Origin of the sequence: Variovorax sp. 278MFTsu5.1, assembly GCF_048305045.1 — a bacterium.
Classification (GTDB): Bacteria; Pseudomonadota; Gammaproteobacteria; order Burkholderiales; family Burkholderiaceae_C; genus Variovorax; species Variovorax guangxiensis.
The window spans coordinates 1,965,275-1,989,093 of the sequence record NZ_CP157622.1 but is presented as its reverse complement, the minus strand read 5'-3'; the positions used below and the strand labels follow the sequence as shown (position 1 = coordinate 1,989,093).

The window sequence follows — 23,819 nt, the reverse complement described above, 5'->3', positions numbered from 1 at the left end:
CCGGCAGGGCTTCCTGTTCGACGAGGCGAGACCTCTTACAGCTTCTGCTGCTGCATGAAGCGGTCGAAGGTGCCTTCGGTATAGCGGAACCAGGCGTTCTGGTCGGCCAGGAATTTCGACCAGTCGCCGTAGATCTTCTTCCACTCGGGGTTGGTGTTGTTCAGGTCCGAGTAGATCTGCTGGGCCGACTTGAAGGCGGCGTTCATGACGTCCTGCGAGAACGGACGCAGCTTGGTGCCCGAGCCCACGAGCTGTTTCAGCGCGATCGGGTTCTTCGAGTCGTACTTGGCCGTCATCGTGATGTTGGCGTGCGCGGCAGCCGCCTCGACGATCGCCTTGTACTCGGCCGACAGGCCTTCCCACGCCTTGGTGTTGATGTAGAAGTCCAGCTCGGGGCCGCCTTCCCACCAGCCGGGGTAGTAGTAGAACGGGGCGATCTTGTTGAAGCCCAGCTTCTGGTCGTCGTAGGGGCCGACCCACTCCAGGCCGTCCAGCGTGCCCTTCTCGAGCGCGGGGTACAGGTCGGCGCCGGGAATGGATTGCGGGATCACGCCGAAGGGCTCGAGCACCTTGCCGGCGAACGGGTTGGTGCGGAACTTCAGGCCCTTCAGGTCGGCGACCGACTTGATCTCCTTGCGGAACCAGCCGCCCATCTGCGCGCCCGTGTTGCCGCCCGGCAGGTTGATGATGTTGTACTTGGCGTAGAAGGCGCGCATCAGCTTCAGGCCGTTGCCTTCGTACATCCAGGCGTTCTGCTGGCGGGTGTTCATGCCGAAGGGCACCGCGCAGCCCAGGCAGAAGGTCGGGTCCTTGCCGTAGAAGTAGTACGGGGCCGTGTGGGCCATCTCGACCGAGGCGTTCTGCACGCCGTCGACCACGCCGAACGCGGGCATCAGCTCGCCGCCGGCATGAACGGAAATCTGGAACTTGCCGCCCGTCATGTCGCTGACGCTCTTCGCGAACACCTCGGCGGTGCCGAAGATGGTGTCCAGCGACTTGGGAAAGCTCGACGCCAGGCGCCAGCGGACGGCGGCTTGCGCGTGAACCGCGGGTGCGATGCCGGCAGCCAGAACGCCCGCAATGCCGGCGTTTTTGATGAGGGAACGACGATCCATTAGATAGCTCTCCGAGTTCTTTGAAAAAACGAAACGCGGCTTGTGACCGCGTTGGGGACTTTTGTGTAAGTCCCGGGGATTGTAAAAACGCGCTTACACGCCCCGGGGCGGGTTTACCCTGCGCTGTTGCTGCTGGCGCGAACGAAGCGCTCGCGGATCGACGCCTCGATGCCGATCGAGTCCAACCCGATGGAGGCAAGCAACCTGGCCGGATCGCCATGCTCGATGAAGCGGTCGGGCAGGCCCAGCTGCAGCACCGGCTTCTGCACGCCGGCGGCCTGCAGCGCCTCGAGCACCGCGCTGCCCGCGCCGCCCATGATCGCGCCCTCTTCCAGCGTCACGATGGCATCGTGCGTGCCCGCGACCTTCAGCAGCAGCTCGACATCGAGCGGCTTGGCCCAGCGCATGTTGACCACGGTTGCATCGAGCGACTCGGCCGCCGTGAGCGCCGGGTACAGCAGCGTGCCGAAGGCGAGGATGGCGATGCCCTTGCCCTCGCGGCGGATCTCGCCCTTGCCGAAGGGCAGCGCGTCGAGCGTGAGATGCGGCGCCGCGCCGGCACCCGAGCCGCGCGGATAGCGCACCGCCACAGGGTGGTTCTGCTCGTAGGCGCTCGTCAGCAGCTGGCGGGTTTCGCGCTCGTCGGCCGGGCAGGCGATGCTCATGTTCGGAATGCAGCGCAGGAACGGGATGTCATAGGCGCCCGCATGCGTCGCGCCGTCGGCACCGACGAGGCCCGCGCGGTCGAGCGCGAACACCACCGGCAGGTTCTGGATCGCCACGTCGTGGATGAGCTGGTCGTAGGCGCGCTGCAGGAAGGTCGAATAGATCGCGACCACCGGCTTCAGCCCCTCGCAGGCCAGGCCGGCGGCGAAGGTCACGGCATGCTGCTCGGCGATGCCGACGTCGTAGTAGCGGTCCGGAAAGCGCTTCTCGAATTCGACGAGCCCGGAGCCCTCGCGCATCGCGGGCGTGATGCCCACGAGACGGCCGTCCGCGGCTGCGGTGTCGCACAGCCACTGGCCGAACACCTGCGTGAAGGTCTGCTTGGGCGCCGAAGCCGGCTTGACCAGCCCGACCTGTGGATCGAACTTGCCGGGGCCGTGGTACGCCACGGGGTCGGCCTCGGCCAGCTTGTAGCCCTGGCCCTTCTTCGTGACCACGTGCAGGAACTGCGGGCCGTCGAGGTGCCTGAGGTTCTCCAGTGTGGGCACCAGCGAATCGATGTCGTGGCCGTCGATGGGGCCCACGTAGTTGAAGCCGAACTGCTCGAACAGCGTGGCCGGCACCACCATGCCCTTGGCATGCTGCTCCAGCCGCTTGGCTAGCTCGAACAGCGGCGGCGCGTTGCGCAGCACGCTCTTGCCGACGTTCTTGGCGGCGGCGTAGAAGTTGCCGCTCATCAGCTGCGCGAGGTAGCGGTTGAGCGCACCCACCGGCGGGCTGATCGACATGTCGTTGTCGTTCAGGATCACCAGCAGCTTGCAGTCGCACACGCCCGCGTTGTTCAGCGCCTCGAAGGCCATGCCGGCCGTGAGCGCGCCGTCGCCGATGATGGCCACCGTGTGGCGGTCCTCGCCCTTCTGCTTGGCGGCCATGGCCATGCCGAGCGCGGCCGAGATGCTGGTCGACGAGTGGGCGGTACCGAAGGTGTCGTACTCGCTCTCGGTGCGCTGCGGAAAGCCCGAGATGCCGCCGATCTGCCGCAGCGTGGGCATGCGCTCGCGCCGCCCCGTGAGGATCTTGTGCGGATAGGTCTGGTGGCCCACGTCCCACACGAGCCGGTCGTGCGGCGTGTTGAACACGTGGTGCAGCGCGACCGTCAGTTCCACCGTGCCCAGGTTCGAGCTCAGGTGGCCGCCGGTGCGGGAGACGTTGTCGAGTACGCAGGCGCGCACCTCGTCGGACAGCTGGCGCAGCTGGGCCCGGTCGTATTTGCGGATGGGCGAAGGGTCGTGGAGTGTGGGAAGCAGCGGAGCAGCCATGGGGGAGGTTTGTTCTTTTCTCTCAGCGATCGCGGTCGACGACCATGTGGGCCAGCGCGCGCAACGCCGCGGTATCGGCCAGGCCGCTGCGCTCCAGTGCGGCGAGCGCGTCGGCCAGCAGCTGGCGGGCCTGGGCGCGGGCGCCGTCGAGGCCGAGCAGCGACACGTAGGTTGGCTTGTCGGCAGCGGCGTCCTTGCCCGCGGTCTTGCCCAGGGTCTGCGAATCGGCCGTGACGTCGAGGATGTCGTCGACCACCTGGAACGCGAGGCCGATGGCCGCGCCGTAGTCGCGCAGCGCGGCCAGCGCAGCGGCGCTCACGGTGCCGCAGGCGGCGCCCATCTCGACGCTGCCCTGCAGCAGCGCGCCGGTCTTCAGGCGGTGCATCTCGCGCAGCTGCGCTTCGTTCAAGGCGATGCCGACGCTGGCCAGGTCGATCGCCTGGCCGCCCGCCATGCCCTGGCTGCCCGCGGCCCGCGCGAGCAGGCGGCACAGCAGGGCCTGGGTGGCGACGGGAATTTCATCGCCCTCGGGGGTGAGCAGCTCGAAGGCCAGGGCCTGCAGGGCGTCGCCGGCCAGCAGGGCATCGGCCTCGCCGAACTTGACGTGCACCGTGGGCTTGCCACGGCGCAGCACGTCGTTGTCCATGCACGGCAAGTCGTCGTGCACCAGCGAATAGGCGTGGATCAACTCGGTGGCGCAGGCTGCGCGAAGAGCGGCGGCGGCATTGCCGCCGACGGCCTCGCTGGCGGCCAGCACCAGCAGCGGCCGCAGGCGCTTGCCGCCGTCGAGCACCGCGTAGCGCATGGCGTCGCCCAGCAGCACAGGGGCATCGACACCGACCCAGCGCGACAGCGCAGATTCGACATTCGCCAGGTGGGGTTCGCTCCAGCCGGCAAGCGTGCGGGCGTCCCAGGGCGCGGAATTCAGCGTGGCGGCGCTCATTCAGGCGTCCAGACCTTCAGGCTGCCCGAATCGAGCACCTTGATCTGGTCTTCGACCGCCTGCAGCTTGTCGCGGCAGAAGGCCAGCAGCGCCGCGCCGCGCTGGTAGCTGACTAGCAGCTGGTCCAGCGGAAGCTGGCCCGACTCGAGTTCCGCCACCAGTTGCTCCAGTTCCTGGAGCCCGGCTTCGTAACTGGCTGGCATCGGACCCGTGTCGGGCGTTGCCGCCGGGCTGGACGAGGAAGGGGGAGGCACCTTGGGCATGCAAGCGAAACGTGGGTGAAACGAGGCATTTTAGGACCGTGACCGGAACAAGTGGCGGGCGGGCCGCCCCTCGCCCTTGCGGAGACCTATCGCACATTGCGAAATGCCGCGGGAAGCCGGGAGGCCAAAAAAACGGCCCCGGGTACAATGCGAACTTCTCTCGTTGACGACGTTCAACACTGCTCCGGGCCGCCGAATCCTCCTGGCGGCGCCTTCCGTTCTTTTCTTCCTTTCCTCCCTGTGGGGAGCTTGGTCAGGTCCTCCATGTCTGATTTAAGTCTTCAACTGCAGCAGGCCGCGAGCCAACTTCCAGTTTCCGCGTATTTCGACGAGGCGCTCTTCGCCCGCGAGATGCAGAACCTTTTCTCGCGAGGGCCCCGCTATGTCGGCCATCGCCTGGCCGTGCCCGAGATGGGCGACTTCCACACCCTGCCCCAGGAGCACCAGGGCCGTGCACTCGTCCACACGCCAAAGGGCGTGGAACTGATCTCCAACGTCTGCCGCCACCGCCAAGCCCTGATCCTGAAGGGCCGGGGCCAGCTCGAGAGCCAGTCCGGCGGCAACATCGTGTGCCCGCTGCACCGCTGGACCTACGCCGCGAGCGACCCGCGCACCACCGGCACGCTGATCGGCGCCCCCCACTTCGAGCAGGACCCCTGCCTGAATCTGCACAACTACCCGCTCACCGAGTGGAACGGCCTGCTGTTCGAGAAGAACCCCGACGGCTCTGGCCCCGACGTGGCGGCCGACATGGCCGGCCTCGGCCCGCAGGCCGACCTCGACTTCTCGGGCTACGCGCTCGACCGCGTCGAGCTGCACGAGTGCAACTACAACTGGAAGACCTTCATCGAGGTCTACCTCGAGGACTACCACGTCGGCCCCTTCCACCCCGGCCTGGGCAGCTTCGTCACCTGCGACGACCTGCGCTGGGAGTTCAAGCCGCGCTATTCGGTGCAGACGGTGGGCGTGGCCAACCGCCTGGGCCGCGCAGGCAGCCCGGTCTACCAGAAGTGGCAGGAGCAGCTGCTCAAGTACCGCGAGGGCAAGCCGCCGAAGTACGGCGCCATCTGGCTGACCTACTACCCGCACGTGATGGTCGAGTGGTATCCGCACGTGCTCACGGTGTCGACCCTGCACCCCGTGAGCCCGACGAAGACGCTCAACATGGTCGAGTTCTTCTACCCCGAGGAAATCGTCGCCTTCGAGCGCGAGTTCGTCGAGGCCCAGCAGGCCGCCTACATGGAGACCTGCGTGGAAGACGACGAGATCGCCGAGCGCATGGATGCCGGGCGCCGCGCGCTGATGCTGCGCGGCGACAACGAGACCGGCCCCTACCAGAGCCCGATGGAAGACGGTATGCAGCAGTTCCACGAGTGGTACCGCAGCGCGATGCAGAACGCCTGAGCCGATGGTTGCCGCATCGACGGGTGTTCCAGGAACACCACGGAACCGGCTTTGCCGGGCCGTTGGTGTTGCCCCCGGTGAGGGGGTAGGAGAAGCGACACGAAGTGCGCGAAGCCTGGGGGAGAACCAATAGTGCAAGCGCTGTGGATGGTGCTGGGGGCCTTTTTGTTCGCCACGATGAGCGTGGTCGTGAAAGTCGCCTCGGCGTGGTTCAACAGCGGCGAGATGGTGCTCGGTCGCGGCCTGATCGGCATCGTCTTCCTCTGGCTGCTGGCCCGCAACCGCGGCGTGTCGCTGGCCACGCGCTACCCCGGCATGCACGCCTGGCGCAGCACCATCGGCGTGGTGTCGCTGGGTGCGTGGTTCTATGCCATCGCCCACATGCCGCTGGCCACCGCCGTCACGCTCAACTACATGAGCAGCGTGTGGGTCGCGGCCTTCCTGGTCGGCGGCGCGCTGCTGGCCTGGGTGCCCGTGCCCGGTCGCGACGGCCGCGTGGAGCGCCCGCCGCTGCAGGGCGCGCTGGCGATGACGGTGCTCGCGGGCTTCGTCGGCGTGGTGCTCATGCTCAAGCCCAGCGTGAACGGCAACGAGGGTTTCGCGGGCCTGCTGGGCCTGCTGTCGGGGCTGACGGCCGCCTTCGCCTACATGCAGGTGGTGGCGCTGTCGCGCATCGGCGAGCCCGAACTGCGTACCGTCTTCTACTTCGCGGTCGGCTCGGCCGTGGCCGGCGCCATCGCCACCACGTTCACCGGTTTTTCGGGCGGCACTTCCTGGACGTGGGAGCATGCGCTGTGGCTGCTGCCCATCGGCCTGCTCGCCGCGCTCGGCCAGCTGTGCATGACGCGCGCCTACGCCACCGCCAAGACGCAGGCCGGCACGCTGGTGGTTGCGAACCTGCAGTATTCGGGCATCGTGTTCGCCGCGTTCTACGGCGTCGTGCTGTTCGATGACCGGATCGACGCGGCCGGCTGGGCGGGCATGGCCCTTATCATCGCGAGCGGCATTGCTGCAACCGTGTTGCGACAACGGGCCGTGCCCAAGGCCCCGGCCGAGGAACACTGAAGCAGGCAGCGTGCATTTCCAGATTCCCCAAGGAGCAAGCGCCATGTACGACACCCTCATCTCCGCCGAACAGCTGCAGCAGCTGCAGGCCAGCGGCAAGCCTTTCATGGTGTTCGACTGCAGCTTCGACCTGATGAAGCCCGAAGCCGGCGCGCAGCAGTACGCGACTGCACACATTCCGGGCGCTCTCTACGCCAACCTCGACACCGACCTCAGCGCCAAGCACGGCGCCCCCGGCGCGCATGGCGAAGTCGTCGTGGCGCAGGAGGACGGCGTGCCCGCATCGGGCGGACGCCACCCGCTGCCCAGCCGCGAGAAGTTCGCGGCGTGGCTCTCCGGCATCGGCTTCGCCAACGACATGCAGGCCGTGGTGTACGACCGCAACGGCGCCAACTACTGCGGCCGCCTGTGGTGGATGCTCAAGTGGATGGGCCACGACGCGGTGGCCGTGCTCGACGGCGGACTGCAGGCCTGGCAGGCCTCTGGCGGCGAGGTCACCGGCCGCGAGGAGCCCGCCCGCTTCCAGTCGAACTTCGTCGCGGGCGAGCCCATCGCGAAGCTCGTGACCACCGAAACAGTGTTGCGCCGGCTCGGCCAGCCTGACCAGAACCTGATCGACGCACGCGCCGGTGCGCGTTACCGCGGCGAGGTGGAACCTCTGGACCCGATCGCCGGTCACATCCCCGGGGCCCTGAACCGGCCTTTCGCCGACAACATCGGTCCCGACGGCAAGTTCAAGCCGGCATCGCAATTGCGTGCCGAGTTCGAAGCGCTGCTCGCGGGACGTGATGCGGCGACAGTCGTCCACCAGTGCGGCAGCGGCGTGAGCGCCGTGCCAAACCTGCTCGCCATGCAGATCGCGGGATTCGGGACGACCGCGCTCTATGCCGGCAGCTGGAGCGAATGGAGCAACACGCCGGGGCTGCCGACCCGGCAAGGCGCTGAACCATGAAGCACATCCGACTCCGACGCACCACCGGTCTCGCAATCGCAGCCGCGCTCCTCGCGGCAGCACCGTTCCTCACCGCCCAGGCCCAGCAGCAGCACGCCCACGTGCACGGCCAGCTCAAGCTCGACGTGGCCGTCGACGGCCCCACGGTGGTGATCGACATGGAATCCCCACTCGACAACATCGTGGGCTTCGAGCGCGCACCCAAGACCGATGCCGAGAAGAAGATCGTCGAAGACGCCGTCGCCCAGCTGCGCGCGGCCGACAAGCTCTTCATCGTCGACCCCGCCGCCAACTGCAAGCTGGGCCCGGTCGACCTGCGTTCCGGCGCGCTGGGTCTCGGCAACCCCGACCCCAACGAGCCCGTCGGCCACGCCGACCTCGACGCCACCTTCTCCTTCAACTGCACCAACGCGGCCGCCGCGAAGTTCATCGACCTGAACCTGTTCGGCGCCTTCAAGGGCCTGCGCCAGATCGACTCGCAGATCGCCACCGCGCAGGGCCAGTTCAAGCGCCAGCTCAAGCGCCCCGCCGGCGCGCAGGCGGCCCAGCCCGCACGCCTGAGCTGGGGCAAGTGACGCCGTGAGCGACCTCCCTTCGGCGCAGGCCTCCTCGGCCCTGCGCGTCGTGCTCGCGGCCGAGGCGCTGCGCTTCACATGGCCTTCGGCCAAGGCCCCGTGCATCGACATCGAGGCCTTTCGCATCTCGGCAGGCGAGTCGGTGTTCCTGCATGGGCCCAGCGGCTGCGGCAAGAGCACGCTGCTTTCGCTGCTGGCCGGCGTGCTGGTGGCCGACGAAGGCCGCGTCACGCTGCTGGGCCACGACTGGTCGAAGCTCTCGGGCACGCAGCGCGACCGCAGCCGCGTGGCGCACGTGGGCTACATCTTCCAGCAGTTCAATCTTCTGCCTTACCTGAGCGTGATCGACAACGTGCTGCTGCCCTGCCGCTTCTCGCAGCGGCGCGAGGCCAATGCATCGCGCAACGGCAGCTCGCGTGGCGAAGCCGAGCACCTGCTCGACCAGATGGGCCTGGACCGCAACCTGTGGGGCCGCCAGGCGCTGCAGCTCTCCGTGGGCCAGCAGCAGCGCGTGGCCGCGGCGCGCGCACTCATCGGCCAGCCCGAAGTGGTGATCGCCGACGAGCCCACCTCCGCGCTCGACGAGGACCGGCGCGAAGCCTTTCTCGACGTGCTGCTCACGGCCTGCGCCGAGCACCACAGCGCGCTCGTGTTCGTGAGCCACGACCAACGCATCGCGCAGCGCTTCGCGCGGCATGTGCTGCTGCCCGAGATCAACCGCGCCGCCACCAGCGCGATGGCGGTGGATGCATGAAAGCGCTCTTCTCCATTGCATGGCGCAGCGCCTGGAACCGGCGCTTCACTCTCGCGCTGACGGTGTTCTCCATCGCGCTCTCCACATTCCTGCTGCTGGGCGTGGAACGCATCCGCACCGAGCTGCGCGAGAACTTCGCATCGTCCGTCTCGGGCACCGACCTGATCGTGGGCGCGCGCACCGGCTCCACGCAGCTGCTGCTGTACTCGGTGTTCCGCATCGGCGCGGCCACCAACAACATCTCGTGGAAGAGCGTGCAGGCGCTTTCGGCGCATCCGGGCGTCGACTGGGTGGTGCCGCTGTCGCTTGGCGATTCGCATCGCGGCTTCGCGGTGCTGGCCACGTCCACCGACTACTTCACGCACTTCCGCTACGGCGACAGGCAGACGCTGAAGCTGCGCGAGGGCAAGCCCTTCAGCGAGCTGTTCGACGCGGTGGTGGGCGCCGAGGTGGCCGACAAGCTCGGCTACCACGTGGGCCAGAAGATCACGCTCGCGCACGGCAGCGGCGAGCTCAACGTGGCCGAGCATGCGGACAAGCCCTTCACTGTGGTCGGCGTGCTCGCGCGCACCGGCACGCCGGTCGACCGCACGGTGCACATCGGCCTCGCGGCCATGGAGGCCATCCACCTCGAATGGGTGGGCGGCGCGCCGATGCCGGGCGTGCACATCTCGCCGGAGCAGGTGCGCAAGTTCGACCTCACACCCAAGAACGTGACGGCCGTGCTGGTGGGCCTGAAGAACCGCGCGGCCGTGTTCGGCGTGCAGCGTTGGATCTCGACCTACACCGGCGAGCCGCTGATGGCCATCCTGCCCGGCGTGGCGCTCGACGAGCTGTGGAGCGTGATCGGCATCGGCGAGAACGCGCTGCTGCTGATGTCTGCGCTGGTGGCGCTGGTGAGCCTCGCGGGGCTGGTGTCGGTGGTGATGGCGGGCCTCAACGAGCGGCGCCGCGAGCTCGCGGTGCTGCGTGCCGTGGGCGCGGGCCTGCGGCATGTGCTGGCCCTGCTCGCGCTCGAAGGCGCGATGGTCACCGTGCTGGGCGTCGCGCTGGGCCTCGTGATGGCGGTGCTGGGCATCGCCCTGCTCTCGCCATGGCTGCAGTCGCAGTTCGGGCTGACACTGAGCCTTTCCGAACCTACACTGAACGAATGGCTGCTGATGGCGAGCCTGCTGGTCGCCGGATGGCTGGCGAGCCTGCTGCCCGGCATCCGCGCCTATCGACTCTCCCTTGCAGACGGCCTCTCGCCGAGGATTTGAACCATGCCTTTCACACACGCGACCTCCACCAGCAAAGCTTTCATGTGGCTTTCAATGCTGATCGCCGGTGCCGGCCTCGCGGCCGCCGCATGGGCCGCGGAGCCCGCCCCCAAGGACACCACCGCCACCAATCCGCTGGGCGGCAAGGCCGCGTCCGCGACGCCGGCCAAGGCCACGCCGGGCCAGCCGCGCCAGATCACCTGGGAAGAGCTGGTGCCCAAGGACTGGGACCCGGCCAAGGAGTTCAAGGGCATGGACCTGAGCGCGCTCGACGACGGCGACCCGCGCGCCAACGAGCTGCTCATGAAGATGCAGGAGGTGTCGAACAACGCACCGACCAACCCCGCGATGAACGGCACCGAGATCAAGATCCCCGGCTTCATCGTGCCGCTCGAGGAAGCCAAGGGCGAAGTCACCGAGTTCCTGCTGGTGCCCTACTTCGGCGCATGCATCCACACGCCGCCGCCGCCGGCCAACCAGATCCTGCACGTGGTGCCGCAGAAGGGTGCCAAGTTCCGCGCGATGGACACCGTGTGGGTCACCGGCAAGCTGCAGACCGTGCGCAACGATTCGATGATGGGCGTGAGCGGCTATCACGTGAGCGCGGCCACCGTCACCAAGTACACCGGCGGCTCCAAGTAAGGCCGGCGGCTGCTGCCGCCATCGGGCACCGGAGGCGATGGCCTCCGGGCCGTGTGGTTCTGCGCCGACAGGCTTGACGGCAGGGAGCCGACACAGACCGTTGCATCCACGGCGCAGGCTCTGTCATCGCCTGCAGCCGGGCACCGTTGAAGAAGTTCCGGGCACGACGCCGGCGTCCTCATGGAACTCCAGATGACAAAAAATCTCTCCACCGCCCCGCGGCTGTTGACGATCTCGCTGTGCATCGGCGCCCTCGTCCTCGCAGGCTGCGACAAGTCCCCGAGCACGCCCACTGCCGCTGTTTCGGCACAGGACCCGGCGACCGGCATCCCTGCCCCGTCCGTGCCGCAGACGCAGCCGCCTACGGCCGCTCCTGTTCAGGCCGCCTACACGCCGCCCAGCGCCGAGCAGCTCTACCAGATGGTCGCCCCCATTGCGCTGTATCCGGACAAGCTGGTCGCGCAGATCCTGGCCGGCGCCACCTACCCCGATCAGATCACAGCGGCGCACGATTGGCTCGCGCAGAACCGCAATCTCAAAGCAGGCCCGCTGGCCGATGCGGCCAACCAGCAGCCCTGGGACCCGAGCGTGAAGTCGCTCACCGCATTCCGCCCCGTCATCGACCAGATGGCCGGCAACATCCCTTGGACCCAGGCGCTCGGGCAGGCCTACTACAACGACCCGGCCGACGTGATGAACGCGATCCAGGTCATGCGCCAGCGCGCGGCGAAGGCCGGCCGCCTCAAGAACAACGACAAGATGCGCGTGGTCACAGCCGCGCCGCCGCCGAACTATGCGCCCGCGCCCGACGTGCAGCCCGTGTATGCGGGCCCCGCGGTGATCGAGCCGCCGCAGGAGTTCATCACCATCGAGCCCGTGCAGCCTGATGTGGTGTACGTTCCCGCCTACGATCCGGAGATGATCTACGGTGCGCCGCAGCCGGTGTATCCGGGCTATGCCTACGCACCGCCGGTCCAGGTGGTGTCGCCGGGCTACAGCAGCGGCCAGGTGCTGGCCGCCGGCGCGCTCGCCTTCGGCACGGGCGTGATCGTGGGTGCCGCGCTCGAGCGCCACAACTGGGGCTGGCACTCGTGGAACATGAACTGGGGCGCACCGCGCTGGCGCGACCGGGGCCCCGCCCCTCAGCCGGCCTTCGCGCGGCCCGCCGTGGTCTACAACAACAGCACCTACGTCTCGCGTTCGACCACGGTGGTCAACAACGTGCGCAACGTCAATGTCTACAACAACAATGCCGGACCGCGAGGCGCGATGCCTCCGGGAGCGCCGCCCAATTTCGCAGCGGGCCCCGGGGCCGCGCAGCAACTGCAGCAGCAACAGCAGCGGGCCCTCTTCGCCCAGCAGCAGCAACAGCAGGCACAGCAACAGCAGCAACAACGCCTCCAGCAGCAGGCCGCGCTCACCCAACAGCAGCAACAACAGGCTCGTGCGCAACAGCAAGCCCAGCAGCGGCAACAGGAGCAAGTCCGGCGCCAGCAGGCCATGCAGCAACAGCAGACACAGAACCAGGCCCGCCAGCAGCAACAGCAGGCGCAGCAGCAGGAGCAGACGCGCCGGCAACAACAGGCGCAACAACAGGCGCAGCAACAGGCCCAGCAGCAGGCGCGCGACCAGCAGGCTCGCCAGGCGCGAGGCCTGATGCAGCCTCAACAGCAGCAACAGCAAGCCCAACAACAGGCACAGCTCGCGCAGCAACGCCAGCAGCAACAGGCCGCGCAGGAGCAACGGCGCCAACAGCAGGCCCAGCTCGAACAATCACGCAACCAGCAGAGTCAGCAGGAGCAGATGCGCCGCCAGCAGCAGGCCGATCAACAGGCGCGCGCGCAACAACAGGCGCAGCGGCAACAGGAGCAGATCCAGCGCCAGCAGGCCATGCAGCAACAGCAGGCACAGAACCAGGCTCGCCAGCAGCAGCAACAGCAGGCGGCGCAGCAGGAGCAGATGCGCCGGCAACAACAGGCGCAGCAACAGGCCCAGCAGCAGGCCGCGCGCATGCAACAGCAACAACAGCAGATGCAGGCCATGCAGCAACAGCGCCAGCAGCAGATGCAGCAGCAACAGGCCAGGGCCCAGCAGCAGGCTCAACAGATGGCGCACCAGCAACAGCAGCAGGCCCAGCAACAACAGCAGCAGCAACGCATGGCGGCCGCTGCCGCGGCACGCCAGCAGCAACAGCAACACCAGCAGCACCGCCCCGGCGACCCGAGGCAACAGCAGCAGTAGCGCGCCCGCGCCGCCTCGACTGCACCGTCGCGGTGGCGCCTATCCGCAGCCTCAGTTCTTGCCGATCTCGGTCAGCAGGCGCGTGACGAGGTACAGGCGCGGCACGATCGAGTCGGCTTCGATGTACTCGTCGCGTGCGTGGTAGCCGAAGCCAGCGAGGCCGAAGCTCTCCACCACCGTGGCCTTGCCCGAGCGGCCCGCGTAGCCCGCGTCGGTGCCGCCGCCGGTCATGGGCGTCAGCGCGAGGTCGCGGTCGATTTCCTTGTAGATGGCCTGCGCCTTCTCGGCCAGCGCGCGGCCCTTGTCGCCCGCGATGAAGGCCGGGCGGCCCACTTCCACCTTCACCGTGGTCTCGGTGTCGGGAATCAGCTTGCCCGACGCGATCTTCGCCTGCAGCGCCTCGGCGAGCTTCTTCTCGGCGCCGGGCTGCGTGATGCGGATGTCGCCCTGCGCCTGCGCTTTTTCGGTGATCTGGTTGAGCGGGCCGGTGGCGCGTGCCACGGTCCAGTTGAGCGTGGCGCCGGGAATGTCCTTGGCGAGGTCCTTGGTCTGCAGCATCTGGTACGAGAGCTCGTACAGCGCATTGCGGCCCAGTTCGGGCGCCGCGCCTGCATGCGACGCGCGGCCCTTCACCTCGAGCGTGGCGGTGGCGATGCCGGCCGCGCCGAGCAGCAGCGACTCGCCCTTGACCACCGACTTCGCCACCGTCGGCTCGAAGGACAGCACCGTGTCGTGCTGGTCGGCCATGGTCGCGATCAGCTCGCCAGAGCCGAGCGAGCCTACTTCCTCGTCGGGGTTCATGAGCACGGTGAGCGTGTCGTAGTCGCGCCAGCCGGCATCGGCCAGGATTTTCAGCGAGGCCAGCATGACCGCGAGGCCGCCCTTGTCGTCGGCGATGCCGGGACCGTAGATGCGGTTGCCGTCGACCTTGTAGGGCTGGCTGCCGAGGATGCCCGGCGCGTACACCGTGTCCATGTGGCCCTGCAGCATGATCTTGCGCTTGCCCGTGCCCTTGAGCGTGCCGATCACGATGTCGGCGCCCGCGCCGGCCGTCGCCTTGCGGCGCTCGGTCTTGAAGCCGGCCGCCTTCAGGCGCCCTTCGACCACATCGGCCATCTTGAGCAGGCCGTCGACATTCAGGCTGCCCGATTCGATCAACACCATCTCCTTGAGGTTGTCGATCACCGCGGGCTGCGCCTTCTCGGCGGCGGCGAGCAGCTTCGCGTCGGGCGCGGCGTGGGCGGCAGCGGCGCCGAGCACGAGGCCGCAGGCCAGGGCCATGGAGCGAAGCGGGAATGAAGGCGGACGCGAGGTCATGGTCTTTTCTCTGGAGTGGATGACGGCGCACAGCATAGCCATGCGGCCTCGCGCGGCGAGCAAATCGGAGACACGGCCCAGGGCGGCTATGCGCCCCTTGTTGCTGCGGCTTTCCGAGCGGACTTCGACTGCCCCCTCGACGCCTTCACGGGCAACGCCGACGCAACGGACCTCTCGCTCTTGTGGGCGACCGGTGCCGGCATGGCGCGCCCCTCTCCCTCCCGGGCCGACTGCATGTGCCCGCTCTCACCGATGGTCATGCCGACGATGCGCGCCAGTTGCCGGCTCACGCTGATGTACGCGTGGCCCAAGCGGCTGTCGAAGTAGAGCGAATCGCCCTTCGCCATGCGCACCACCTCGCCGTTGTCGAAGTGCACCTCGATCTCGCCCGACAGCACATAGGCGAACTCCTCGCCGCCATGCCGCACGAAGTCTTCCGGACCGTGGATCTTGCGCGCGTGCACCGTGCCGACGATGGGGCTCATCTGCTTGCCTGCCGCGGTGGTGCCGAGGAACTCGTAGGCGATGGACAGCCCCTTGTAGACCACGCCCTTGCCCGCACGCGTGACCACCGGCCCGTCGAGCTGCGCGGGCTTGACGCCGGCGCCCGCGAACATGGCGTTCATGTCCATGTCGAGCGCACGGCCCAGCGCGGTGAAGTTCTCGTAGCCCAGCGCGAGCTGGCCGCGTTCGGCGCGCGAGATGGTGGTGATCGACACGCCCGAGCGCTCGGCCAGCTGCGCCAGCGTCCAGCCGAAGCGCTTGCGCGCGGCGCGCAGGCGGTTGCCGAAGGTGGCGCGGTCCAGCGTGGGCGGCTCGTCCCTGGGCTTCGTTCCCGTCTTGGTCCCTGTGTGTGGATTCACGCTTGGCTTTCTCTTGTGGTGCCGCAGATTCTGCCAGCCGAGAGGGGCGCCATCCATGCCAACCCGCGTGACCCGGGCCCGGAAGTTGCGTATACGCAAATTGCGCGAACGCAAATTTCACCAGCACGGTGCATCATGGTTTCCCCTTGGGACCCCTGAATCAATTTGCGTATCCGCAAATTTCTTCCTACACTTTTCGCCGATGACTTCCAGCACTGCAGAGCCCGTCGTGGCTGACTTCCTCGTGATCGGCGGCGGCATCGCCGGGGCCTCGGTGGCCCACTGGCTTGCGCCGCACGCACGCGTGATCCTTCTCGAGCGCGAATCGCAGCCGGGCTACCACTCCACCGGCCGCTCCGCCGCCCTCTTCATGGAGAGCTACGGCACCGCGCAGGTGCGCGCCCTCACCATGGCGAGCCGGGCCTTCCTCGAGCATCCGCCCGAAGGCTTCAGCGAGCACCCGCTGCTCACGCCGCGCGGCGCGATGATGGTCGCCGGCGCCGAGCACATGGCCGAGCTCGAAGCCCACTGGCAGGTGCTGCGCGACATGAACACCGGCGCCTCGCGCCTGAGCGGCGAAGAGGCGTGCGAGATGGTGCCGGCCTTGCGCCCCGAGCAGGTGCAGGGCGCCGTCTACGAGCCCGATGCATCCGACATGGACGTGCACGCCATCCACCAGGGCTACCTGCGCGGCATGCGTCGCGCGGGCGGCAAGCTGGTGTGCGATGCAGGCGTGACGGCCATCCAGCGCAAGGGCGATCGCTGGCGCGTGGAAGCCGGCGGCGCAATCTACGAAGCGTCCGTGGTGCTCAACGCGGCCGGCGCATGGGTCGACACCATCGCCCAAATGGCCGGTGTGCCGCCGCTTGGCATCGAGCCGCGTCGCCGCTCGGCATTCATCTTCGCGCCGCCCGAGGGCCAGAGCGTGGCGCACTGGCCCATGGTGTTCGGCGCCGACGAAGGCTGGTACATCAAGCCCGACGCCGGCATGCTGCTGGGCTCGCCGGCCAACGCAGACCCGGTCGAGCCGCAGGACGTGCAGCCCGAGGAGATGGACATCGCCATCGCCATGCACCGCATCGAGGAAGCGACCACGCTCTCCATCCGCCGCCCCACGCGCACGTGGGCCGGCCTGCGTTCCTTCGTGGCCGACGGCGACCTGGTCGGCGGCTTCGAGCCCGGCGCGCCCGGCTTCTTCTGGGTGGCGGCGCAAGGCGGCTACGGCATTCAGACATCGGCCGCCATGGGCGAAGCCTGCGCCGCGCTCGCGCGCGGACTGCCGCTGCCCGAGCGCATCGCCTCCTTCGGGCTCACGGCGGAAATGCTGGGCCCCCAGCGGCTGCGCACGGCCGCGGGCTGAGCCCGGCCTGCTCCAACAACACAACAGAACCACCCCACGAGGTCCGACCATGCGCGTCTTCAGTGCTTCCCTTGCCACCGAAACCAACACCTTCGGCCCGATGCCTACGGGCCTCGCCTCCTTCAAGGACCGTGGCTACTTCCCCGCCGGCAAGCACCCCGAAGCGATGACGCTGTTCTCGGGCCCGCTGTGGGCCGCGCGCATGCGCGGCGCCGACAAGGGCTGGACCCTGTTCGAGGGCATGGTGGCCGGCGCGCAGCCCAGCGGCACCACCACGCGCCACGCCTACGAGACGCTGCGCGACGAACTGCTGAACGACCTGCGCGCGGTGCTGCCGGTCGACATGGTGCTGCTCGGCCTGCACGGCGCGATGGTGGCCGACGGCTACGACGACTGCGAGGGCGACCTGCTGGCGCGCGTGCGGCAGATCGTCGGCCCCGACGTGGTGATCGGCGCGGAGCTCGATCCGCACAACCACCTCACGCCGGAGATGATCTCCAACGCGAACGTGATGATCTCCTTCAAGGAGTACCCGCACACCGACGTGCTCGAACGCGGCCTGGAGCTGGTCGACATCTGCGCCGCCACGGTCGAGGGCAAGGTGCGGCCGGTGCCCGCGGTGGTCGACTGCGACATGATCGTCACGGTGCACACCTCGCGCCAGCCGGCGCGCGGCTTCGTCGAGCGCATGCAGTCGCTCGAAGGCAAGGACGGCGTGCTCTCGATCTCGCTCACGCATGGCTTCTCGTGGGGCGACGTGCCCGAGATGGGCACCAAGGTGCTGGTCTACACCGACGGCGACAAGGCGAAGGCCGACATGCTGGCGCGCCAGCTCGCCGACGAGGTCATCGCCATGCGCGACGGCCTCACCGTGAACTACCCCGGCATCGACGCCTCGCTCGACGAGGCGCTGGCCTTCGACGGCGGCCCGGTGGTGATCTCCGACGGCGCCGACAACCCCGGCGGCGGCGCGGCCAGCGACTCCACTTTCATCCTGCGCCGCATGGTGGAGCGCGGCATTGCCAACGCGGCACTGGGCCCGCTGTGGGACCCGATCGCGGTGCGCATCGCATTCGACGCGGGCGTGGGCGCGAAGCTGCCGATGCGCATCGGCGGCAAGATCAGCCCGCTGTCCGGCGACCCGCTCGATCTCGAATGCACCGTGAAGGCGCTGAAGCACGACCTGGTGATGACTGGCCTGGCCGGCACGCCCACGCTGATGGGCGACAGCGCGCTGGTCGAGGCCGACGGCATCGAGATCGTGCTGATCACGCTGCGCAACCAGGCGATGGGCACCGACCTGTTCACGCAGCTCGGTTGCGACCTCGCTGCGAAGAAGATCATCATCGTGAAGTCGTCGCAGCACTTCTATGCGTCGTACTCCAAGGTGGCGAAGCACGTCATCTACGCGGGCGCGCCGGGCGCCGTCACGCTCGACCTGAACACGCTGCCGTATCGCAAGGCCCGTCTGCCGAAGTGGCCGATCGGCGTCGCGGCCTGAGCCTTTCCTTCCTTTTTTCTGCTGCCTGCCCTCACCGGAGAACCGACGATGAAACGACGGACGCTTGGCGCTCTCGCCGCCCTGGCCCTTTCCACCGCCTTCGCGGCGAGCCTTCCCGCGCATGCCCAGACGCCGCAGCCCAAGACGCTGAAGGTGGTGGCGCATGCCGACCTGAAGATCCTCGACCCGACCTTCACCACCGCCTACATCTCGCGCAACTTCGGCTACATGGTGTACGACACGCTCTTCGCGCAGGACGCGAGCGGCAAGCCGCAGCCGCAGATGGTGGAGAAGTACACCGCCTCGAAGGACGGCAAGCAGTGGAGCTTCACGCTGCGCCCCAACCTCAAGTTCTCCGACGGCAGCGCCGTCACCTCGGCCGACGCGGTCGCTTCGCTGCAGCGCTGGGCCGCGCGCGACAGCCTGGGTCGCGCCATGACGGCCAGCGGCGCCGAATGGAAGGTCACCGACGCGCGCAGCTTCACGCTCACGCTCGCCGAGCCCTTCGGCATGGTGCTCGACGCGCTGGCCAAGCCCTCGGGCTTTCCGCCGGTGGTGCTGCCCGAGCGGCTGGCGAAGATGCCCGCCACCGCGCCGCTGACCGAAGTGCTGGGCTCGGGCCCCTACGTTTTCAAGCGCGACGAATGGGTGCCGGGCAACAAGGCGGTGTTCGTGCGCAACCCCAACTACGTGGCGCGCAGTGAGCCGCCCAGCGGCCTGGCCGGCAGCAAGAAGAGCAACTTCGACCGAGTCGAGTGGCTCTACCTGCCCGACGCCAACAGCGCGGTAGCGGCGCTGAAGCGCGGCGAGGTCGACATCATCGAGCAGCTGCCGCCCGACTACATCGCGCCGCTGCGCACCGACACGGGCGTGAAGATCGGCTCCGGCGGCGCCTACCAGGGCTTCCTGGTGATGAACCAGCTGCATCCGCCCTTCAACAACCCGAAGGTGCGTCAGACGCTGCTGCAGGCCGTGAGCCAGGAGCGCTTCATGGCGGCCATGGGCTTCCCGCTGGACATGCGCATGGCCTACTGCGCCACTTACTTCATTTGCGGTAGCCCCAACGACACGGCCGCCGGCGCCGAGCCCTACCGCAAGGCCGACGTCGCAAAGGCCAAGAAGATGCTCGCCGACGCCGGCTACAAGGGCGAGAAGGTGGTGCTGCTGGTGCCCAGCGACGTGCCCTACCTGAACGCAGAGGCGCTGATGGCCGCGCAGACGATGAAGAGCATCGGCCTGAACGTCGACGCCCAGACCATGGACTGGGCCTCCATCGGCGCGCGCCGCGCCAAGCGCGACGCACCCGACGCGGGCGGCTGGAACATGTACGTCACCGTGGCCGGCGAATTCGACGCCAACTCGCCCATCAGCAACGCCTACCTGAGCGCGGCCTGCGGCAACACCCTGCCCGGCTGGCCATGCGACAAGCAACTGGACGAACTGCGCACTGCCTGGCTGAAGGAGACGGTGCCCGCCAAGCGCAAGGAGCTGCTCGACGCCTTCCAGGCCCGCGCCTACGAGGCCGTGCCCTACATCAACGCCGGCCAGTACTCGGCCGCCTTCGCCGCGCGCACCAGCCTGAAGGGCCTGGACAAGCTCTGGTCCGGCATGCCGACGGTCTGGGCGCTCGACAGGCAGTAAGGGCCGGAGGGACACCGCCATGGGCTACATCGTTCGACGCTTCATCGCGACCCTGCCCGTCATGGCGGTGGTGGCCGTGGTGGTGTTCCTGCTGATCCATCTCTCGCCGGGCGACCCGGCCGCGCTCATCGCGGGCGACCTCGCCACCACCGAAGACATCGAGAAGCTGCGTGCCGCGCTGGGCCTGAACCTGCCGCTGTGGCAGCAGTTCGGGCTGTGGATCGGCAAGCTGTTCACCGGCGACCTGGGCACCTCGATCTTCACGCAGATGCCTGTCACGCAGCTGCTGGGCCAGCGGCTGGAGCCCACGGTGTCGATCGCCGCGCTGACCATGCTCATCACGCTGGTGGTGTCGGTGCCGCTGGGCACGCTCGCGGCCTACCGCGCGGGCAGCTGGATCGACCGGCTGGTGATGCTCTTCGCGGTGCTGGCCTTCTCGGTACCGGTGTTCCTGGTGGGCTACCTGCTGGTCTACAGCTTCGCGATCCAGCTGCCGTGGTTTCCGGTGCAGGGCTACGTGCGCTTCGCCGAAGGCCCGGGCGAGTGGCTGCGCTCGCTGGTGCTGCCCTGCGTGAACCTCGCCCTGGTCTACATCGCGCTGGTGACGCGCATGACGCGTGCCACTGTGCTCGAAGTGCTGCACGAGGACTACATCCGCACCGCCCGCGCCAAGGGCCTGGGCGTGCTGCCGGTGCTGGGCCATGCGCTGCGCAACGCGGCCATCCCCATCGCCACCACCGTGGGCGCGGGCATCGCGCTGCTGATCGGCGGCGTGGTGGTCACCGAGACGGTGTTCGCCATTCCCGGCGTGGGCCGGCTGGTGATCGACTCGGTGCAGCGGCACGACTATCCGGTGATCCAGAGCGTGCTGCTGCTGTCGGCGGGCGTGTACGTGCTGATCAACCTGCTGATCGACCTGAGCTACCGGCTCTTCGATCCGCGCATCCAGTACTGAATCACCCATGTCCTCCGTACTTCCCATGAGCGACATCGATGTGCCCGCGACGTCTGCCACAGCCGCCACCCCGGCAGCCGCGCCGCCGGTCGAGGCCCCCTTCGTTCCGCCGCGCCTGCGCTGGCTGCGCAAGCACCCGACGCTGATCATCGGCGCGCTGCTGCTGATCGCGGTGGCGGCGCTTTCCATTGCCGCGCCCTGGATCGCCACGCACGACCCGCAGGACATCGACCCGCTCGCGCGCATGCAGCTGCCCTCGGCCGAGCACTGGTTCGGCACCGACGCGCTGGGCCGCGACGTGTTCAGCCGAGCCGTGTGGGGCGGACGGGTGTCGATGATCGTGGGCGCCTCGGTGGCGCTGCTGGCCACCTTCTTCGGCGTCGCGCTGGGGCTGGTGGCGGGCTTCGTGCGATGGGCGGACGGACCGATCATGCGCGTGATGGACGGGCTCATGGCCATCCCGGGCATCCTGCTGGCCATCGCGCTGATGGCGGTCACGCGCGCCAGCCTCACGACGGTGATCATCGCCATCACGGTGCCGGAGATTCCGCGCGTGGTGCGGCTGGTGCGCTCGCTGGCGCTCACGCTGCGCGAACAGCTCTTCGTGGAGGCCGCGCACGCGGTGGGCACGCGCCTTCCGGTGATCCTGGTGCGCCACGTGCTGCCGAACACCGTGGCGCCGCTGATCGTGCAGGCCACCTTCGTGGCCGCGGCCGCCGTGCTGACGGAGGCCGCGCTCTCCTTCCTCGGCGTGGGCGTGCCCTCGCAGACGCCGAGCTGGGGGAACATGATGGCCGAGGGCCGCAACTTCGTGGCCGTGGCGTTTCACATCATCCTGTACCCGGGGCTGCTGCTGGCAGCCACGGTGCTGGCCATCAACCTGCTGGGCGACGGCCTGCGCGACGCGCTGGACCCACGCCTGGCGCGCCAACTCTGAGCGAGGCAGCCTCATGACCATCGCCATGTCCCATGCAGCGCTGGCTCCCGGCGAGCCGCTGCTCGAAGTCGACGACCTGCGCACGCACTTCCTCACGCCCGGCGGCGTGGTGCGCTCGGTCGACGGCGTTTCCTACACGGTGCGCGCGGGCCGCACGCTCGGCGTGGTCGGCGAATCGGGCTGCGGCAAGAGCGTGACCGCCCTGTCGATCCTGCGGCTGGTGCCCACGCCGCCGGGCCGCCACATGGGCGCCGTGCGCCTGCGCGGCACCGACCTGATGCGGCTGAGCGAGCGCGAGATGCGCCAGATCCGCGGCAACCGCATCTCGATGATCTTCCAGGAGCCGATGACCTCGCTGAACCCGGTGCTCACCGTGGGCCGTCAGATCGCGGAGACGGTGCAGCTGCACCAGAAGGCCAGCCGCGCCGACGCGATGAAGCGCGCGGTCGAGATGCTGCGCGTGGTGCAGATCCCCGAGCCCGAGCGCCGCGTGAACGAATACCCGCACCAGCTCTCGGGCGGCATGCGCCAGCGCGTGATGATCGCGCTGGCCCTGGCCTGCAACCCCGAGGTGCTGATCGCCGACGAGCCGACGACCGCGCTGGACGTGACCATCCAGGCGCAGATCCTCGACCTCATCAAGCGGCTGCAGAAGGAGCTGGGCATGGGCGTGGTGATGATCACGCACGACCTCGGCGTGGTCGCCGAGAGCTGCGACCGCGTGGTCGTCATGTACGCCGGCAAGAAGGTCGAGGAAGCCGACGTGATCGACCTCTTCGACCGCCCGCTGCACCCCTACACCCGCGCGCTGATGGCCTCGATGCCCGCGATGAACACCGCGAGCACGCGACTCACCGAGATACCGGGGCTGGTGCCGGCCGCGCACGAGCTGGGCCGCGGCTGCGCCTTCGCGGCACGCTGCAGCCACGCGCGCGAACGCTGCCGTGCCGAAACGCCGAGGCTGGCGCAGCAAGGCGGCGACCACGTCGTGGCCTGCTTCGCGGTCGAGGAAAACTGGGCCGGTGCCGAAGAGATCGCCGCATGACGACAACCGCTGCAACGCCCTTGCTGCAGGTGCGCAACCTGCGCAAGCACTACACCACGCCCAAGCGCTGGCTGCGGCCGGCCAGGCCGGCGATACAGGCGGTGGACGGCGTCTCCTTCGATGTCGCGCGCGGCGAGACGCTGTCGCTGGTCGGCGAATCGGGCTGCGGCAAGACGACCACAGCTAAGTCGGTGATGCGGCTGGTCGAGCCGAGCTCGGGTTCAGTGCAGCTCGAAGGCCGGGAGCTGCTGTCGCTCTCCCCCGAGGACATGCGCATGCGCCGGCGCGACCTGCAGATCATTTTTCAAGACCCGTATGCCTCGCTGAATCCGCGGCTGACGGCGGGAGACATCGTGGCGGAGCCGCTGCGGAACTTCGGCATGGGCGCCGCGGCCGAGCGGCGCGAGCGCGTGCAGTGGCTGTTCTCGCGCGTGGGCCTGCGGCCCGAGGCAGCGAAGAAGTTCCCGCACGAGTTCTCGGGCGGGCAGCGCCAGCGGCTTGGCATCGCGCGGGCGCTGGCATTGAACCCCAAGCTCATCGTCTGCGACGAGCCGGTGTCGGCCCTCGACGTGTCGGTGCAGGCGCAGGTGGTCAACCTGCTGATGGACCTGCAGGCCGAGTTCGGCATCGCGTACCTCTTCGTGGCGCACGACCTCGCGGTGGTGCGGCACATCAGCCATCGCGTGGCCGTGATGTACCTCGGCCACATCGTGGAAATCGCCGACCGCGACACGCTGTTCTCTGCGCCGCTGCATCCGTACACCGAGATCCTCCTGTCGGCCGTGCCGGTGCCCAACCCGCGCACGCCCGCGCGCCGCATGCTGCTGCAGGGCGATCCGCCGAGCCCGGCCAATCCGCCTTCGGGCTGCCGCTTCCACACCCGCTGCCCGATGGCGCAGGCCGTGTGCAAGGAGAAGGCGCCGGAGTTGAGCGAGCGGCCTTCGTCGTCCGCGAACGGAAGCCACCTGGTCGCCTGCCATTTCCGCTGAAGAAAGGATTCAT

General features: G+C 68.5%; 21 protein-coding genes. 15 read left to right on the top strand and 6 right to left on the bottom strand.

What is annotated here, in order from left to right; translation table 11 throughout:
* Positions 1-35: 35 nt before the first annotated feature.
* From ABL844_RS08880 to xseB, 4 genes are all read right to left on the bottom strand, one after another.
* Complete coding sequence (locus ABL844_RS08880) at positions 36-1,115, bottom strand: TRAP transporter substrate-binding protein (RefSeq protein WP_019654727.1); 1,080 nt, start codon at positions 1,113-1,115, stop codon at positions 36-38.
* 113 nt (positions 1,116-1,228) lie between these two features.
* Positions 1,229-3,100 (bottom strand): 1-deoxy-D-xylulose-5-phosphate synthase, encoded by a 1,872-nt coding sequence (dxs, locus tag ABL844_RS08875; RefSeq protein ID WP_418131022.1) that lies wholly within the window; start codon positions 3,098-3,100, stop codon positions 1,229-1,231.
* Between the two features lie 22 nt (positions 3,101-3,122).
* Positions 3,123-4,043: a polyprenyl synthetase family protein gene (locus tag ABL844_RS08870; RefSeq protein ID WP_418131021.1), complete on the bottom strand. Its 921-nt coding sequence runs from the start codon at positions 4,041-4,043 to the stop codon at positions 3,123-3,125.
* Positions 4,040-4,306 carry an exodeoxyribonuclease VII small subunit gene (gene xseB / locus ABL844_RS08865; RefSeq protein ID WP_130425965.1) on the bottom strand — a complete coding sequence of 89 codons (267 nt, stop codon included), beginning with the start codon at positions 4,304-4,306 and terminating at the stop codon, positions 4,040-4,042. Before xseB ends, ABL844_RS08870 begins: the two co-directional genes overlap by 4 nt.
* A gap of 264 nt (positions 4,307-4,570) precedes the next feature.
* Between xseB and ABL844_RS08860 the strand changes: the two genes are divergently transcribed.
* From ABL844_RS08860 to ABL844_RS08825, 8 genes are all read left to right on the top strand, one after another.
* Positions 4,571-5,710, top strand: a complete 1,140-nt coding sequence (locus tag ABL844_RS08860; protein WP_184635741.1) for an aromatic ring-hydroxylating oxygenase subunit alpha — start codon at positions 4,571-4,573, stop codon at positions 5,708-5,710.
* A gap of 147 nt (positions 5,711-5,857) precedes the next feature.
* Complete coding sequence (locus ABL844_RS08855) at positions 5,858-6,775, top strand: DMT family transporter (protein WP_126022865.1); 918 nt, start codon at positions 5,858-5,860, stop codon at positions 6,773-6,775.
* A gap of 43 nt (positions 6,776-6,818) precedes the next feature.
* Entirely contained in the window at positions 6,819-7,727 is a 909-nt protein-coding gene (locus ABL844_RS08850; RefSeq protein ID WP_418131020.1) for a sulfurtransferase, read from the top strand.
* A complete protein-coding gene (locus ABL844_RS08845; protein ID WP_126022863.1) occupies positions 7,724-8,302 on the top strand; it encodes a DUF2796 domain-containing protein in 579 nt (192 codons plus the stop codon). Before ABL844_RS08850 ends, ABL844_RS08845 begins: the two co-directional genes overlap by 4 nt.
* 4 nt (positions 8,303-8,306) lie before the next feature.
* Complete coding sequence (locus tag ABL844_RS08840) at positions 8,307-9,056, top strand: ABC transporter ATP-binding protein (RefSeq protein ID WP_418131019.1); 750 nt, start codon at positions 8,307-8,309, stop codon at positions 9,054-9,056.
* Entirely contained in the window at positions 9,053-10,315 is a 1,263-nt protein-coding gene (locus tag ABL844_RS08835; protein ID WP_126022861.1) for an ABC transporter permease, read from the top strand. The genes ABL844_RS08840 and ABL844_RS08835 overlap by 4 nt, the downstream gene beginning before the upstream one ends.
* 3 nt (positions 10,316-10,318) lie before the next feature.
* Positions 10,319-10,957, top strand: a complete 639-nt coding sequence (locus tag ABL844_RS08830) for a DUF3299 domain-containing protein (protein ID WP_418131018.1) — start codon at positions 10,319-10,321, stop codon at positions 10,955-10,957.
* Positions 10,958-11,149: 192 nt separating this feature from the next.
* Positions 11,150-13,198, top strand: coding sequence for a DUF3300 domain-containing protein (locus ABL844_RS08825; RefSeq protein ID WP_418131017.1), 2,049 nt, complete (start codon positions 11,150-11,152; stop codon positions 13,196-13,198).
* A 51-nt stretch (positions 13,199-13,249) separates the two neighbouring features.
* Here the strand turns inward: ABL844_RS08825 and ABL844_RS08820 are convergent, their stop codons facing one another.
* Entirely contained in the window at positions 13,250-14,515 is a 1,266-nt protein-coding gene (locus ABL844_RS08820; RefSeq protein WP_184635730.1) for a glutamate carboxypeptidase, read from the bottom strand.
* An 86-nt stretch (positions 14,516-14,601) separates the two neighbouring features.
* Positions 14,602-15,378 (bottom strand): helix-turn-helix domain-containing protein, encoded by a 777-nt coding sequence (locus ABL844_RS08815; RefSeq protein WP_184635728.1) that lies wholly within the window; start codon positions 15,376-15,378, stop codon positions 14,602-14,604.
* 202 nt (positions 15,379-15,580) lie between these two features.
* On the opposite strand from ABL844_RS08815, the gene ABL844_RS08810 reads away from it, so the two are divergent.
* The 7 genes from ABL844_RS08810 to ABL844_RS08780 are packed head-to-tail and all read left to right on the top strand — an operon-like array spanning position 15,581 to position 23,806.
* Positions 15,581-16,738, top strand: coding sequence for an NAD(P)/FAD-dependent oxidoreductase (locus tag ABL844_RS08810; protein WP_418131016.1), 1,158 nt, complete (start codon positions 15,581-15,583; stop codon positions 16,736-16,738).
* Between the two features lie 49 nt (positions 16,739-16,787).
* Positions 16,788-18,239 carry a M81 family metallopeptidase gene (locus tag ABL844_RS08805; RefSeq protein WP_418131015.1) on the top strand — a complete coding sequence of 484 codons (1,452 nt, stop codon included), beginning with the start codon at positions 16,788-16,790 and terminating at the stop codon, positions 18,237-18,239.
* A 48-nt stretch (positions 18,240-18,287) separates the two neighbouring features.
* Positions 18,288-19,880: an ABC transporter substrate-binding protein gene (locus tag ABL844_RS08800; RefSeq protein WP_418131014.1), complete on the top strand. Its 1,593-nt coding sequence runs from the start codon at positions 18,288-18,290 to the stop codon at positions 19,878-19,880.
* Positions 19,881-19,899: 19 nt separating this feature from the next.
* On the top strand, positions 19,900-20,835 hold the full coding sequence (locus ABL844_RS08795) for an ABC transporter permease (RefSeq protein WP_007831166.1): 936 nt from the start codon (positions 19,900-19,902) through the stop codon (positions 20,833-20,835).
* 25 nt (positions 20,836-20,860) lie between these two features.
* The gene (locus ABL844_RS08790) at positions 20,861-21,772 is read left to right on the top strand and encodes an ABC transporter permease (protein ID WP_418120452.1); all 912 of its coding nucleotides are present in this window, start codon (positions 20,861-20,863) and stop codon (positions 21,770-21,772) included.
* A 13-nt stretch (positions 21,773-21,785) separates the two neighbouring features.
* Positions 21,786-22,817, top strand: coding sequence for an ABC transporter ATP-binding protein (locus ABL844_RS08785; protein WP_369659077.1), 1,032 nt, complete (start codon positions 21,786-21,788; stop codon positions 22,815-22,817).
* Entirely contained in the window at positions 22,814-23,806 is a 993-nt protein-coding gene (locus tag ABL844_RS08780) for an ABC transporter ATP-binding protein (protein WP_126022850.1), read from the top strand. The genes ABL844_RS08785 and ABL844_RS08780 overlap by 4 nt, the downstream gene beginning before the upstream one ends.
* Positions 23,807-23,819 lie beyond the last annotated feature (13 nt).